This window comes from Rhizobium sp. 3T7, assembly GCF_020166565.1.
Taxonomy (GTDB): domain Bacteria; phylum Pseudomonadota; class Alphaproteobacteria; order Rhizobiales; family Rhizobiaceae; genus Rhizobium.
In genome coordinates this window covers 177,821-191,707 of record NZ_JAIQXS010000001.1, presented here as the reverse complement: position 1 = coordinate 191,707, position 13,887 = coordinate 177,821, and the positions used below count along the sequence as shown (strand labels likewise).

The following is a 13,887-nucleotide window of genomic DNA, read 5'->3' as shown; positions in this document are numbered from 1 at the left end:
CGATGGCTGCTGTGGGCGTATCGTTTGGCAAAGCAGGCATCGTAATGGTGGTAGCCGGCTTTCTGCTGGCGTTTCCACGGATGGCCCATTCCCAGCCGCCTGCCGCCATATCGCATCGCGTCTGCGTCTATTCGCTTGCGGTACCGAACTCCGGCGAGCGCCTTTGCATCACACGCGAAACATATGGCCGCGATCTCTGCGTCGCGATCGATCACTTCGCGCGGGAAAACCACCTACCGCCGGACTATTTCGCCCGCCTGATCTGGCGGGAGAGCCGCTTCAGGGCGGGCGCCATCAGCCCCAAGGGCGCGCAGGGTATCGCACAGTTCATGCCCCATACGGCCAGGCTGCGCGGCTTGAGGGATAGTTTCGATGTTCTCGAATCCCTCAAGGAATCAGCCCGATATCTCGACGAGCTGCGAACACGCTTTGGCAATCTCGGCCTTGCCGCCGCAGCCTACAATGCCGGCGAGCAGGGACTTGCAGACTATCTCGATAAAGGCCTGCTGCCCTTCGAGACGCGCAGCTACGTCCTTGCCATTACTGCGAATACGATCGAGCAATGGAAGAACAACCCTCCTGATGAGGCCGCTCGATTTCTGACCTCGAACAAGCCCTTCATCGATGGCTGCATCGAGCTTGCCAGCAAGCGCCGGCTGACCGAAACCGCCTCGGTTCAACAGGGGCCGTGGGCACCGTGGGGCGCGCAGTTTGCGGCACATAACAACGACGCAGCCGCCCTTCGCTTGTTTTCGGCGGTCGCACGTCAGCTTCCCGCATCGCTCGCGGGTGAAGAGCCGGTCATCGTACGCGTGCGTGACCGCAGCTTCGGCTTCAGGCCGCGCTACGCAGCCCGTATCGGCAGGCAGACCCGCGCCGAAGCCGACAAGGTCTGCGTGACCGCCCGCGCGGCCGGAGCGGCCTGCACCGTTTTTCGAAATTGAGACAGTTTCGAATATGGCAGCGAAGACTTTTCTAGCGCGGCCATGAACATTGGCGCGAGTTGTGCGTTTCCCCCGCGGGAGGAAAGGCCATGCACAGCACATCAAACAGACAGATCAGAAATCCGGGGCCGCGGGGTCGGAGTATCGTCAACCAGGGCAGACGCACCGGCGCCGATTCCGCAGAAGAGCGCAAGCTGCACAAACTCCTCAAACGCCACGCCCCTGAACAAGATATTCAGCCGAGTGGCACCAGTAAGCCACCGAAACTTCGATAGCGGCAGCCGAACCGAAAGTATCAGTCGGTCAGGAAATCCGGGGCGGTCTGCTGATAGGTCAACTTGAGTGTTCCATCAGGCTGAACCACGTATTTCTCGAACGTTCGGTAACCCCATTTTCCCAGGAACGTGTTCTTGATCACCGTTCCAGGTGGGTATGGTGAGTGCGCGACGCGTCCATAGGTCAGGCTTCCAGGTATGGGCTCAAGCGGCGGCACAGTTGTGTTGCAGCCGGCAAGCGCCATTGTAACGAGTATCGCGGCATATCTCACGGTTTCCTCCTATGCCGACCCCCAAAAAGCTGGCCGCATGAGAATGCGGCCGGCTTTATGCACGATCGCCGAGCGATTGCCGGCGAGACACCGTTAGCCTTGCGGCGTCAACGTCATGGACGTTCCGGTAGCAGCAACATTGATGCCGAGCTGGCCGGTTACGCTCAGCGTCTGCAATTGGACCGAGCCGCTAGTGCCGCCAACGAGGATGTTGGCACCGACACCAGCAACAAGCGTCGCTTCAGCCGATGCGCCTTGATAAAGGCCACCCAGCGAACCGCGATGGTATCCCGTGGTCGGTGCAAACACCGCCCATACAATCCGGCCGCGCGTGGTGAACCCGACATCGACGCCCAACTTACGGATCGCGCCGGTGTATCGATCCTGCGCCTCGCTACCGAAGGTCGGGCTGAAGACGCAATCGACCGATTTTGCCGAACCGAGGACGTAACCGACACCACCACCGACATCGCAAGTAAGTATCCCGATCTTGACCCCGTCACGCACGTCGGCCTCGGGCGCTTGGTAGGTGGTCGCCAAATCGGCCGCGATAACGCTTGAGGCCAAGGCTTGCGTCAGGGATGCGGCAGCAACAACGGTTGCGATCTTCTTCATCATTTTCTCCTTGTATTGCACGGAGATAGATAGCGTATCGCTGCAGTTTACCAATGCCGCTGATGCATGGCTGCCCTTCGTATCTTGCAGCCTAAATGAAGCTATGCGGGAAGCATCCACGCCGTCGCGACCGGCACGACACTGCCTACCTGTTCGCCAAAACAGCGCGATCATGGCGAAGCACAAAGGCGTCGCCGTGATCCCGTGTGCTCAGACTGTGATGCAGTCCGAGCTCGTTGAGGTTTTCGAACTGAGCCATGTTCTGCTGCGTCACGAGCTGGAACGGGATCTATACCTCGCGCTCCAGTTTCTCGCCTCTTACGGCCTTTAGGGCTGCGTCAATCGATCCCTTGCCCTGCCCCTTCGCGTCCTGGAAGACGGTGACCTTCAGGTCTCCAGCCTTCATTGCCTGCAGGGCCTCAGGTGCGTCGATGCCGGCGACGAGGATCTTGTCGGTCGACGCACCTGAGTTCTTGAGTGCGGCGATCGCACCCAGCGCCATTTCGTCATTGTTGGCGATGACCGCATCAAATTCGAGACCCGAGGTCAGCCAATTCGAGACCAGATCGGCACCGTTGACGCGGCTCCAGCTTCCGACTTGCTCCTGAACCACGTTAAGGACGCTGCATTCGGGCCCGCTCGCGGCAAGTCTGGAGGCTGCCGAGGCAATCATTCGAGCGGAAAGTCGCAGCCGGCAAGCGTCTCGTGCGGGTCGGCTTCATGCGACGCCTCGATGCCGGTTACATCGAGATGAAACAGGCGCTCGCCTCCGGTGAACTTGCGCGACCGCTTTTCCTGCATTGCGTTCACCGAAACGCCGTCGGCCCCGACTATCTTGCATCCGAACTGGTGATCGCCAATTCCGCCGGGCACGAGTTCAACATCGTGCGGTATCTACTCGGCGAAGACATCACCTCGGCGATTATCGCAAGCCCTCCGGCCACCCGCAACGCCCCGAGCAGGCAGCCGCAGTTCATTTTGCTACAGACCGAATCCGGCGTCGTGATCGATATCGAAGTCTTCACGGACGCGCAGCATGGCTACGACGTGCGGACTGAACTTGTCTGCGAGGATGGAACCGTCGCTCTCGACCCGAGCCCGACAACCACGTTCCGCTCCAAAGGCTACGACCGATTTCGAACACCTGCCGATTGGCCGCCACGGTTCCGGCAGGCCTATCGGGCGCAGTTGGAGACCTGGACGGCGGGCAATCTCACGCAGACGCCCTTGGGCTCACGTGCATGGGACGGCTACATGGCGATGCTGGTGACAAAGGCTTGCCTGCAGGCCTGGAAAACGGGAACCTGCGCGGCAGTCCAGATTCCCGAAAAGCCGTCTCTTTATCGGTAACGGGACAACCTGGCGAAAATCGGCTGGCAGGCGGCGCTCCGGACGGGGAAGTCATAAAGGGACGAGAAAAGCCCCGCTTAACGCGAGGCTACTTCTCTATCGGCAAACCGTTCTGTACCTGGTGATGTAGTGGTTGTGGCTTCGGTGCTGGTAAGGCACCCTCCAGCATACGTCGCGGTAAGCGTAACGCGGCCGGTAATCGTCACGGTACCGCGGGCCGTATCGGTAGTAACGAGGCGGTGGCGGATCGTCATAATACCTCGAGTCGCCGGAACCGAACTCGAAATAGATACCTTGCGCTTCGGCAGGAGCGCTCACCAGTAGTGCTGCGAGGCCGGCCACTGCGATAATCAACCGTTTCATGGTCAGTCTCCTTTCTCTGGAGATTCAACGCACCAGACCCGTGTATGGTTCGCGCGTTTGAGGTCTGATAGGACCTAAGTCCTACGACGGACTTGCCTCTTGATGGAAAAACAGCAGAAGAAAAGCCCCGCGGTGTTGGCGGGGCTCTTTAGTATCGGGACATCTCAAAACAACGTGCCTAAGGCGGCACGACCTGAAAAAACGCCGCTGGTTCGTTTCTGTTCCCGACCGTTGTTCGTAATGTCTACGGAGATCGCTCTATTAACCCCCGCCACGTCGATGAGTGCGCGCAACTGCTTCTCGTCTCGGACTCCTTGGCGATAAAACTCGATGATGATTGAGGCGGTCCGTTCGGACTCAACCGAGACATGGTGGTTCCTCCCTCCTCCAGAGGCAGAAAGGAGCCCCGCAGGAAGCGGGGCAAATGACAGGGACATTTGGAAAGGCCAAGGCGCAGTGTGCGAATCGCCTTGGAACTCTACCTGGAACGCGACGCTAGACTGTTGGTTCCCAATTACCTCGCATGGTCTTCACGCAATGTGGCTTAGGGTCCGGACTCATAGCAAGCCGCCGGCGGCGAGGCAGACGGCAACCCCTTGCCAGAAGATTCAAAGCGGCGAATTGCTAGGATAGGAGACAACGAGTAGAATCTTAGACGTTAATTCGACCATAGGGAGTGGGCAATGAGCAGACTGTTGATCCTGTCGGCTGGCGCCGTCCTGGCACTAGCGTCCGTGGCGTCCGCTGCGCCGGCTATGCAACCGCTAAAGATCTCCAAGGAATGCAGCCAGTACACCGGCGATACCCCAAGCTTCTGCACCATTACGGAATCGAACCTCGCGGCGATCCCGGCGGGCACCAAGATCTTATATTATGGGCCGGTGACCGGCAGTCCCCTTTTCGGCAGCAGCACAGCGGTTATTGCCGTCGGAAACGGAGACACGGCGGTCGGGTACTGCGTCACCTACGACACCGCCAGCCCGATGCAAGGAACCTGTGCGTTCCATGCCGGCAGCGGAACGCTTGCCGGATTCCAGGCGGTCGTCAAGGTCACGGTCGACGACAAGCAGATCTATCACTGGGACGGGGGCTACCTACTTGGCGCCGCCAAGTGAGAACGAAAGAAATGCTGCTCTCGTCTGGCTGTTTGCCGTGATTCGTGCCCTGACTCGTAACCAGTAGGTGACAGTGGCGGCGAGGCAGACGGCCGCAAGGAAGTTCGTCGCTGATCGATCGTACCGGGTGGCTATGCGGCGGAAGTCTTTGAGCCGTGCGAACATGCGCTCGATAGCGTTGCGATCGCGATAGAGGAACGGCGAGAATCGGTTCTTCCAGCGCCGGTTAGCGTTCGGCGGAATGTTCGGCATCGTTCCTTTGCCCTCGACCTTGTGGCGGATGGCATTGGTATCATAGCCCTTGTCGGCATGCAGGATCGGGCTCTTGGGCATCTGCTCAGAAGCAGCTCGCCAGCCGTGCAATCGGCGACCTGGTCGCCGGTCAAGAGGAAAGCGATTGGGCGGCCCAGGCCGTCGATCAGGACCGCCGTCGATGGAATCGTCTTTACCAGGCTGTTGAGGGTCGGAGCGAGTTTATCGAAACGTGATGGAATGCTGGAAAGCGATACAATCTGCAACGTGGATGCTCGTAGGAAAGATGATGCATTTGATGACGGTTCTGCTGGCCGTCTCTGCCATTTCCAGTTGCGCTAACTCAATAAGAGGGAGCCTAAGCCCTCGTGAAGCTGTTGTGATCATGCATAAATAGCACCGAGACTGTTTACACCCTCTACACCCGCTTCAGAAACACGATGGCCACCGGACTTCCGTCGCGCTGGCAGAACCATTGGAGCGGGAGTTTCAGGGCAAAGCGCGCGCTGCGCAGCTTGACGTGCGAAGCGATGAAGCCCTGGAGAGCCGCTGGAACGAGATTGAGCCCGCCGCATTCCGGAACAGGAACGGAACGCGAATTTGCCAACCGATATACTGAAAAACTGGGCAGCCGAAAACTTCCGCCGCATTCCCAATTAAGTAATGATTTCAAGATGTTTTGGTGGGTGATGTAGGGCTCGAACCTACGACCCGCTGATTAAGAGTCAGCTGCTCTACCAACTGAGCTAATCACCCGTAACCGCCGTGTTGCGCGGTGTGAGGGGGCGTATAAACAGGATCGTTCGGCTTGTCTAGCGCCTGCTCGAAAATTCTTTGGTTAAATGCGAAGATTTTTGCGCATGGCCGAAATGCAATGAAATCAAAGGTCCAGCGTTCCGCTTGCGATACGCACCGCCTGCCCGCCAATCCGGGCATTCGAGATCGCTCCGCCTTCGATATCCATATGCAGATGGATCAACGATGGTCGGCCCATTTCCACACCTTGCTCGACCATCACCCCATGGTGTCCGTCCGTCAGGCGATCGAAATGGTGAATGGTGCCGGATAGCGCGGCCACTGCCGCCCCCGTAGCCGGGTCCTCCACGATCCCCATGCCGCTCGCAAACATCCGCGCATGGAACTTCGCGGAATGGTTTACGCCGCCCCGACAGTAGATATAGGCGGAGGCAAGCGCGCCATCGACGAAGGGAACCGTCGCTTCCCAAAGTTGCGGGTCGAAATCCATTCGCTGCGCCGCGCCGATGTCGTGGATGGGAACCATGAGGAATGGCACTCCCGCACTCCAGAGCGATGGCACGTGGTTCTCAAAGCCGATTTCCGTCGTCTTCAGCGACAGCGCATTGGCAATTCCAAGCTTGTCGAGCGGCATGGTGATCTGCTGCGACTTCCGCGGCAGGTCGAACTCGGCAAAGCTCGCCTCGCCCTCCCGCAGCCGAACCGCACAACGCACCGGCCCGACATTCTCCTCCAGTACCGAAACGAGATCGATGGTAGACTTACCGTGTGCATACTCGGCAAGAGCGATCGCTGTGCCGACCGTCGGGTGTCCCGCAAAGGGCAATTCGCGACCGGGCGTGAAGATACGAATCCGCGCCGTGTAGGCTGGATTGTCTGCGGGCTGGACGAAGACCGTTTCCGAAAGATTCGTTTCCTTGGCGATCGCCTGCATGGCGTCATCGCTGAGCTCGTCACCATCGAAGATGACGGCGAGCGGGTTACCGGCGAGTTTGCGGTCGGTGAACACGTCGTAGACGCTGTAGCTGCGCGCCACATCGGCCTCCTTGTCTCGGTCCTCGTTTCGCCAACCTGCCCGACCAGAAGACCGAGCGCAAGGCGTTAAGCGCCTCGCCTTTCTCCAAAGTACCAGTCGATGACCGGGAGCATCGCAATGTTGTAGGGGTACGCCTTGGGATCGGCCGAACGTATCGCAACCGCGCCGGCAATCTCCTTGTCATCGGCTACCAGCATGTGTGCGTGGATCTTCTCAATCATCTCATTCGCGGTCAGATCGAAGCGAAAGAGACGCAGCACCGTTACGGTGCGCCTGACATGGCTTGCATAGTACCGATCGCCCGCCTTGGCATCATTGAGGTCAAGCCCCGTCTCCTCAAGCACCTCGCGACGCATGTTGCCCTCGACGTCGCAGCGGTCTCCGGAAACATCCTCGGGCTCCAGAGAGCCGGCGGCGAAATACACCTGGCCGGGATTGGCTGTGTGGCTTCCCATGCGGATCGCTACCAGCGCGCCATCGGATGTCTCCAAAACAGGATAGGCAAACAGGTGGATGCCACCCTGCCGGCTCGCCTGACGGCGCCACCACATAAATGTCGAAAACGGTATGACGTGGCCTTCGGCCGCTATACTCCCGCTATCGGTCAGCGCCAGCCGCATCTGAAAGACCATTCGGCCATCGAATAGCGCCGGGTTCGCAGCAGTTTCCTTTTCCCAGTTTTCCCGAATCGCCTCACGTTGCGCGAGATAGAAGGGATGGTCTCCCGACAGGACGCGGAGATCCAGACCGGCAATCGGAAATACGGTCTGCTCCGGCGGCCAGCCGGCGAAATCCTCTGAAAAATGAATGTTCATATCAAATCCAATGTCATGACAACGGGGCAATGGTCGGAGGCTTTCGGTCGATCCCAGCCCGTGCGGGGATAACGCTCGACCTCCTGGCCGGGCGGAAAGACGGTGCGATAAGGCTGACCAGATCGGATAATCTCCGGCAGGCGGTCAGCATTGGATCTGGCGAGTGCGTCCGACAACCAGATGTAGTCGAGCTGACACAGCCATTGCTGCTCGGGCCCGCGAGCATGGTAGAGCGTCCAGCGATCGAGCGGATCACGCCGGCGGACGACGTTCTCGGCAAATCCGTCATGACTGAAAACATCGAGTGCGCTGACGCTCTCGTCTCGATGCTCGAAACGGTACCCTGTGCGGCGCCGTCCTATGACGTCGACGCGCTCCTGATAGTCGTTCATATCGCCGCAGATGACGAACCGCTTGTCATCGATGCGACCGCCGAAGCGGTCCTCGATAATACGGCGCACCGCCAGCGCCTCGGCCCGCCGCACGGGCATCGTGCCGAGCCTGCTGTCGACGCCTTCCGTGCGCGGTCCGTCCATCGATTTGAAGTGGACCACATAGAGCGACAAAGGCACGCCACCAATCTCGAGGTCCAGTTCCAGGCAGTCGCGCTTGAAGAGCTTATCGTCGATGCGGTTGGTCAGCGCCAGTTGATCGTTGAAAAGCCCGAAATCGCGATAAGTGAGCATCGCATGGCTCTTGATCTGCCTGAGCTCGATCTTCTGCCCGTCGCGCGTCTCTTCCCGCATCAGCACCGCAACGTCGATCCCGCGGCTGTCATTCCCCTCGACCAGATATTTTTGTCGGTAGCCGTTGCCGACCATCCGGAACAGATAGCCGTATTCAAAGGCCTGCAGCGCCTCCATGTTGTCGACCTCCTGCAGGCACAGAATGTCAGCATCGGCATCCGCGATCGCCAGCGCCGTCATCTGCCGGGTATCATCGGTCGAGGAAATCACCCGTGCCTGCTCGAGCTGCTGGTACACACCTTCGCTACGCACATCGAAAAGCTTGATCACCCGATCCTGGCGCAGCTGGTTGCGGAAGCCGGTGAAGTCGAAACGCGTCATGAGATTTTCGACGTTGAAAGTGGCGAGGCGAAGCGACATCGAGCATTTCCAGTTGACGTTGCACCATTAGTAGTGGCTAGCGCCTGCTTCGGAAAGACGTTTTGAAATCAGAGGCGCCACGCGGCCCGCGCCACCGCCCGCACGCTTTCGCCAACCTGCAGCCGCTCCCGGCTGAAGGCGCGAAGCACCTGCCCGTCCCCAAGCAGCAGCTTCACGGCATAGCGCTCGCCTTCGTAGAGAATGGATTCGACGCGTGCCGGGATTCCCTCACCCGCGATAAAGACATCCTCCTGCCGCACCAACACATCCGCCTTTGGCCGATCATCGGCCTTGTCGGAGAACAACGGTTCGAGGGCGCACCAGTCGAGCAGTCTAATGTCACCAGCTGGAGACGGAAGCGAGAGAATTGCGCCGCGACCGATCAACCCTCCAACCAGCCGGCCCTCCGGCTGGGCATAAATCTCAGCGGGAGGCGCCGCCTGCAGAAGGCGTCCTTCGGACATGACGGCAACGTCTGTTGCGAGTGCCATCGCCTCGCTCTGGTCGTGCGTGATATAGATCATCGTCGCAGCAGAGCGCTGGTGGAACTCGCGAAATGTTTCCTCCATCTCCTGTTTCAAGTGCCGGTCGAGATTGGCAAGCGGCTCGTCGAGCAGCACGACGTCAGGTGACGACACGAGGCAGCGCGCCAGTGCCACCCGCTGTCGCTGGCCACCGGACAGATCGGCGGGACGGCGCTCAGCGTGATCGGCCAGCCTGACCGTCGCCAGCGCCTCGCGGACCTTGTGCTTGTAGGCCTCGCCGGAAATACCGCGCACCTTCAAGGGATAGCCGACATTGTCCGCGACACTCATATGCGGCCAAAGTGCATAGGATTGAAACACCATCGCCATATTGCGCCGTTCCGGCGGCAGCGACCGGGAGGCGTCTGCAAGCAGCCGCTCGCCAAGATGGATAGAGCCATCCGTCGGGGCCTCGAAACCCGCGATCATCCGCAGCACCGTCGTCTTGCCGCAACCCGACGGTCCAAGCAGCGCCAGAAAGCCGCCGTGCCGCACCTTCAGGGAAAAATCTGCAACGGCCGCGCGCCCTGTGCCGAAATCCTTGGCCAGACGATTGAGGATCAGTTCCGCCACGGCACGACTCCTCGTGGCAAACGTTTTGCCATCAGCTCCAGAAGCAGCATCATGACAACGACCATGAAGACGACGAGCACCGAGAGCGCCGATGCCAGATCGGAGCTGCCGCTATCGTCGAGATTATAGATTGCCACGCCAAGCGTCTGCGTCCCGGCAGACCACAGGAGTGCGGAGATAGTGAGCTCATTGCACGCGATCAGGAAGACCAGAATGACCGATGCTCCCGTGGCGGGGGCGATCAATGGCACGATGATATCGACAAGCCGCCGGAAGAAGCCCGCTCCCGCAAGCCGTGCCGCCTCCTCTAGCGCCGGATCGAGTTGATGAAACACACTGACGACGGGCTTTAGGCTGACAGCAAAGAAGCTCGAGAGATAGGCGATCAAGATGATCCAGATCGTCCCGTAAAGTGTCACGTGCAGGATGGGAATCGGCGCGGCAAATACGAGAATGAAGGACACGGCGATGACGATGCCGGGCAGCGAATAGGGAATCTCGATCAGGCTGGAAACAATCCGGCTCAAAAGGTCTCTGCGTCGCGTCAAGGCGTAAGCCGCAAGCACGGTGACCACCTGGAGACACAATGCCGTCCCCGCAGCGAGAGACAGCGAGTTGACGAACGCTGTCCGCGTGACCGCTTGCCGTAAGAGGATTTCGTGGAACGCGTTTGCCGACATCGTCTTGATGGTGAGCGGCACGCCATAGGCCGGCACGAGCGCACCGGCCAAGAGAGCGAAGAATGGTGCTGCCAGAATGAAGAAAAGGCAGAGCCAAAGTAGCGGCTGCCAAAGGAACTTCCAACCGCCCAATTCGAAGGCCACGCTTGCGCCCGAGAGCCCAAGCACGCGGTAATCGCGTCCGCGCAAGGCGCGGTCCTGAATGGCAAGTCCGGCAACGGAAATGATCGCGATGATCGCCGAAAGCAGCGCCACGTCGCCGAAAGTCCGGCTGGTGAAGGCCGAGAATTTGGTAAAGATCAGCGTCGGAAGCGTGTAGATTGAGGCGGGTATGCCGAGGATTGCCGGAATGCCGAAATTGCCGGTGCAGGAGACGAAAGAGATTGCAGCTCCGGCAATGATGCCGGGCAGCGAAAGCGGCAGGATGATGTCGCGGAAAACCCGAAGACTACTGGCTCCGGCGAGACGCGCCGCCTCGACGCCATCGCGGGGCAGTGCCATCAGGCCGGCCCGGAGAGCGAGATAAACGAGCGGCGCATGCTGCACGCCGTAGAGCAGCGATATGCCGCCAACCGAATAAAGCGGCTGCGACGATCCGAGCGGAGGTGCAATGTGCAGCGCCTTCAGCAGCGGGCTTGACGGCCCGGACATCTGCACCCAGGCAAGCGCCGTCACCTGCGGCGGGATCATCATCGGCAGGACGAACAGAAAGCTCAGCAGGCCTTTACCGCGAATATCCGTCAGCGTCAGCAGGAACGCAAAAGTGCAGCCGATGGCAAGCGAGATCAGCGTCCCAAGAATGGCTGTGACGAGCGTGTAGTAGGTCGCCGACCAGAGCGCGGGATCGCGAAGTACCGCGCCAAGGCCGCCATTTGAGAGCGCGGCAATGCCTGCAATCGCGAGCCGCGCCAACGGCAGTACGCCGAGGATCAGGACGATGCTGACCACAAAAGGAAACAGCCAGACTGGCTGGCTGTTTCCGGGACGAACATATCCGTGCAGCAACGATCAGTTCGATCCGTAGATGCCGGAGAAGGTCTTGAGGTCCTGGTCAGTATTCTTCAACGCCTCGGCGGCATTGATCGGCAGCACCTTGATGCTGTCGCGAGCAGGAAAACCTTCCGGCAGCTTCATGCCGTTGCGAGCCGGGATGTAGCCGAGCTTGAGAAAGCCTTCCTGCCCCTTTTCAGAGAGTACGTAGTCGACGAATTTCTTCGCGGCATCGGCGTTCTTCGAGCTGGCGAGAATACCGACTGGCTCCGTTACCGCCGAAACGCCTTCGGTCGGGAAGACAACCTCGACCGGCGCACCCTTGGCCTTCTCGCGGATCGGCATGTAATCGACGATCATGCCGAAAGCCTTTTCGCCGGAGGCAACCGACTTGAGGACCGCACCGTTACCGCCGGCAGCCGTCGCGCCATTGGCGGCGAGATCCTTGTAGAAGTCCCAGCCAAGACCATCGACTGCGGCCAGCGTCTGCGCGTGAATGAGGGCTGCGCCAGATGTCAGCGGGCTCGGCATGGTCACGAGACCCTTCGCTTCAGCCTTGGTCAGATCCCTCCAGCTCGTCGGCTTGAACGCGGCAGAAGTATTATAGACGATGCCGGTGGTGATCAGCTTCGTCGAATAATAGTAGCCGTCGGCGTCGTAGAGCGCGGCGTCATAGCTTGCGGCTTCCGGCGAATTGTAGGCGAGCAGCTTACCGGCTTCCTTCAGGCGCTCGAGCGTCACTATGTCGGCAATCAGCAGAAGGTCGGCAACGGGATTGCCCGCCTCGATTTCCGCCTGCAGCTTGGCCATGATCTTCGGTGTGCCATCGCGCACCCAGTCCACCTTGACGTCAGGATTGGCAGCCATGAAGCCATCCACGGTCGCCTGTGCATCTTCGTTCGGCTGGCTCGTGTAGAGAACGAGATTGGCGGCGGATGCCGGGATTGCAAGCAAACTCGCAGCGAACAGCGCGGCGGCGGAAACGATCGTCTTCATGATGGATCCTCGGTGACGGGAGAGCTGTTCCTTAGCCACCGCGGATAACATGATTGTGACAGTCGTCTTCGTGGCGCTGACACGCATCGCGCCCTTGACCCACTTGCCCCGCCCCTATCTTCTACCGCAAGTTTTGACTCAAGCATTTTGGGAGGACGCATATGGAATACCGCCTTCTCGGCCGCTCCGGCCTCAAGATTTCGACTGTAACGATGGGCACGATGACGTTCGGCGGCCAAGGCTGGGCCAAGATGGTTGGCGATCTCGGTGTCGCCGAAGCGCGCAGGCTCGTCGACATGTGCCTCGACGCCGGCGTCAACCTGATCGATACAGCTGACGTCTACTCGCAGGGCGTCTGCGAGGAAATTCTCGGCGAGATCATCGGCGGGCCACGCAAGAACGGTGTTCTGATCGCCACTAAAGCGCGCTTTCGCATGGGAGACGGCGTAAACGACACCGGCTCCTCGCGTTATCATCTCATCAGCGCGTGCGAAGCGAGCCTTCGGCGCCTGAAGACTGATGTCATCGACCTCTACCAGCTTCACGAATGGGATGGACAGACACCTCTCGAGGAAACCATGGAGGCGCTCGACACGCTCGTCCGCCAGGGCAAGGTCCGCTATGTCGGCTGCTCGAATTTCTCAGGCTGGCACATCATGAAGGCGCTCGGCGTCAGCGAGAGGGAAAAGCGGGAACGGTTCGTCAGCCAGCAGATCCATTACACGCTCGAAGCGCGTGAAGCAGAATACGAATTGCTGCCGATCAGCATAGACCAGGGACTGGGCGTGCTTGTCTGGAGCCCGCTCGCTGCCGGCCTGCTTTCCGGCAAACATCGTCGCAACCAGGCCGCACCGGAAGGTTCGCGTCAATTTGCCGGGTGGACAGAGCCACCGATCCGAGACGAAAACCGCCTGTGGAATATCGTGGAAACGCTGGTGGCGATCGCCGACCAGCGCAGCGCATCGGCAGCACAGGTGGCACTTGCCTGGCTGATTGGCCGCAAGGCCGTCACGTCAGTCATCATCGGTGGCCGCACCGAAGCCCAGTTCAAGGACAATCTGGCCGCAGCAGACCTGAAGCTGACCGAAGACGAGCGTAAGCGCCTCGATGCGGTCAGCCTGCCGCCCGTGCTTTATCCGTATTGGCACCAGCTCAATACGGCAAGCGATAGGCTGAGTGAGGCCGACCTCGAATTGTTCGGCCCGCACTTGAATCGTTAGTTGGT

Annotated in this window: 14 protein-coding genes, 1 tRNA gene and 1 pseudogene; 4 read left to right on the top strand and 12 right to left on the bottom strand. The window is 59.8% G+C overall.

The features are described from left to right. Nucleotides 1-2 precede the first annotated feature (2 nt). A complete protein-coding gene (locus K9B32_RS00945; protein WP_224560053.1) occupies nucleotides 3-944 on the top strand; it encodes a lytic transglycosylase domain-containing protein in 942 nt (313 codons plus the stop codon). A gap of 295 nt (nucleotides 945-1,239) precedes the next feature. Here the strand turns inward: K9B32_RS00945 and K9B32_RS00940 are convergent, their stop codons facing one another. The 3 genes from K9B32_RS00940 to K9B32_RS00930 form a co-directional block, all read right to left on the bottom strand. Beyond that, nucleotides 1,240-1,491 carry a hypothetical protein gene (locus K9B32_RS00940; protein ID WP_224560052.1) on the bottom strand — a complete coding sequence of 84 codons (252 nt, stop codon included), beginning with the start codon at nucleotides 1,489-1,491 and terminating at the stop codon, nucleotides 1,240-1,242. A 93-nt stretch (nucleotides 1,492-1,584) separates the two neighbouring features. Continuing rightward, nucleotides 1,585-2,109, bottom strand: a complete 525-nt coding sequence (locus K9B32_RS00935; RefSeq protein ID WP_224560051.1) for a DUF992 domain-containing protein — start codon at nucleotides 2,107-2,109, stop codon at nucleotides 1,585-1,587. Between the two features lie 286 nt (nucleotides 2,110-2,395). Next, the gene (locus K9B32_RS00930; RefSeq protein ID WP_263490459.1) at nucleotides 2,396-2,779 is read right to left on the bottom strand and encodes a substrate-binding domain-containing protein; all 384 of its coding nucleotides are present in this window, start codon (nucleotides 2,777-2,779) and stop codon (nucleotides 2,396-2,398) included. A 47-nt stretch (nucleotides 2,780-2,826) separates the two neighbouring features. On the opposite strand from K9B32_RS00930, the gene K9B32_RS00925 reads away from it, so the two are divergent. Beyond that, entirely contained in the window at nucleotides 2,827-3,456 is a 630-nt protein-coding gene (locus K9B32_RS00925; protein ID WP_224560050.1) for a Gfo/Idh/MocA family oxidoreductase, read from the top strand. Between the two features lie 96 nt (nucleotides 3,457-3,552). Here the strand turns inward: K9B32_RS00925 and K9B32_RS00920 are convergent, their stop codons facing one another. Then, the gene (locus K9B32_RS00920; protein ID WP_224560049.1) at nucleotides 3,553-3,819 is read right to left on the bottom strand and encodes a hypothetical protein; all 267 of its coding nucleotides are present in this window, start codon (nucleotides 3,817-3,819) and stop codon (nucleotides 3,553-3,555) included. Between the two features lie 683 nt (nucleotides 3,820-4,502). Here K9B32_RS00920 and K9B32_RS00915 point away from each other — a divergent pair. After that, nucleotides 4,503-4,934 (top strand): hypothetical protein, encoded by a 432-nt coding sequence (locus K9B32_RS00915; RefSeq protein ID WP_037452364.1) that lies wholly within the window; start codon nucleotides 4,503-4,505, stop codon nucleotides 4,932-4,934. Between the two features lie 57 nt (nucleotides 4,935-4,991). Here the strand turns inward: K9B32_RS00915 and K9B32_RS00910 are convergent. The 8 genes and pseudogenes from K9B32_RS00910 to K9B32_RS00875 form a co-directional block, all read right to left on the bottom strand. Further along, nucleotides 4,992-5,356 (bottom strand): annotated as a pseudogene (locus K9B32_RS00910) (IS5 family transposase); the annotation flags it as partial. A gap of 510 nt (nucleotides 5,357-5,866) precedes the next feature. Next, nucleotides 5,867-5,942, bottom strand: a tRNA-Lys gene (locus K9B32_RS00905). A gap of 124 nt (nucleotides 5,943-6,066) precedes the next feature. Beyond that, nucleotides 6,067-6,978: a PhzF family phenazine biosynthesis protein gene (locus K9B32_RS00900; RefSeq protein WP_224560048.1), complete on the bottom strand. Its 912-nt coding sequence runs from the start codon at nucleotides 6,976-6,978 to the stop codon at nucleotides 6,067-6,069. A 65-nt stretch (nucleotides 6,979-7,043) separates the two neighbouring features. Next, nucleotides 7,044-7,793 (bottom strand): NUDIX hydrolase, encoded by a 750-nt coding sequence (locus K9B32_RS00895; RefSeq protein WP_224560047.1) that lies wholly within the window; start codon nucleotides 7,791-7,793, stop codon nucleotides 7,044-7,046. Continuing rightward, complete coding sequence (locus K9B32_RS00890; protein WP_224560046.1) at nucleotides 7,790-8,899, bottom strand: endonuclease/exonuclease/phosphatase family protein; 1,110 nt, start codon at nucleotides 8,897-8,899, stop codon at nucleotides 7,790-7,792. Before K9B32_RS00890 ends, K9B32_RS00895 begins: the two co-directional genes overlap by 4 nt. A gap of 68 nt (nucleotides 8,900-8,967) precedes the next feature. Further along, nucleotides 8,968-9,996, bottom strand: coding sequence for an ABC transporter ATP-binding protein (locus tag K9B32_RS00885; RefSeq protein WP_224560045.1), 1,029 nt, complete (start codon nucleotides 9,994-9,996; stop codon nucleotides 8,968-8,970). Continuing rightward, complete coding sequence (locus K9B32_RS00880) at nucleotides 9,984-11,678, bottom strand: ABC transporter permease (RefSeq protein ID WP_224560349.1); 1,695 nt, start codon at nucleotides 11,676-11,678, stop codon at nucleotides 9,984-9,986. Before K9B32_RS00880 ends, K9B32_RS00885 begins: the two co-directional genes overlap by 13 nt. Nucleotides 11,679-11,684: 6 nt before the next feature. Next, a complete protein-coding gene (locus K9B32_RS00875; RefSeq protein WP_224560044.1) occupies nucleotides 11,685-12,662 on the bottom strand; it encodes an ABC transporter substrate-binding protein in 978 nt (325 codons plus the stop codon). 161 nt (nucleotides 12,663-12,823) lie between these two features. Here K9B32_RS00875 and K9B32_RS00870 point away from each other — a divergent pair, with 161 nt between their 5' ends. Continuing rightward, nucleotides 12,824-13,882: an aldo/keto reductase gene (locus K9B32_RS00870; RefSeq protein ID WP_224560043.1), complete on the top strand. Its 1,059-nt coding sequence runs from the start codon at nucleotides 12,824-12,826 to the stop codon at nucleotides 13,880-13,882. Nucleotides 13,883-13,887: the final 5 nt, after the last annotated feature.

What these genes read in the sequence shown, in the direction of transcription:
- K9B32_RS00935 (WP_224560051.1), bottom strand. Translation starts at nt 2,109, where the DNA reads ATGATGAAGAAGATCGCAACCGTTGTTGCTGCCGCATCCCTGACGCAA.
- K9B32_RS00870 (WP_224560043.1), top strand. Translation starts at nt 12,824, where the DNA reads ATGGAATACCGCCTTCTCGGCCGCTCCGGCCTCAAGATTTCGACTGTA.
- K9B32_RS00890 (WP_224560046.1), bottom strand. Translation starts at nt 8,899, where the DNA reads ATGTCGCTTCGCCTCGCCACTTTCAACGTCGAAAATCTCATGACGCGT.
- K9B32_RS00930 (WP_263490459.1), bottom strand. Translation starts at nt 2,779, where the DNA reads ATGATTGCCTCGGCAGCCTCCAGACTTGCCGCGAGCGGGCCCGAATGC.
- K9B32_RS00915 (WP_037452364.1), top strand. Translation starts at nt 4,503, where the DNA reads ATGAGCAGACTGTTGATCCTGTCGGCTGGCGCCGTCCTGGCACTAGCG.
- K9B32_RS00945 (WP_224560053.1), top strand. Translation starts at nt 3, where the DNA reads ATGGCTGCTGTGGGCGTATCGTTTGGCAAAGCAGGCATCGTAATGGTG.
- K9B32_RS00925 (WP_224560050.1), top strand. Translation starts at nt 2,827, where the DNA reads ATGCGACGCCTCGATGCCGGTTACATCGAGATGAAACAGGCGCTCGCC.
- K9B32_RS00920 (WP_224560049.1), bottom strand. Translation starts at nt 3,819, where the DNA reads ATGAAACGGTTGATTATCGCAGTGGCCGGCCTCGCAGCACTACTGGTG.
- K9B32_RS00875 (WP_224560044.1), bottom strand. Translation starts at nt 12,662, where the DNA reads ATGAAGACGATCGTTTCCGCCGCCGCGCTGTTCGCTGCGAGTTTGCTT.
- K9B32_RS00895 (WP_224560047.1), bottom strand. Translation starts at nt 7,793, where the DNA reads ATGAACATTCATTTTTCAGAGGATTTCGCCGGCTGGCCGCCGGAGCAG.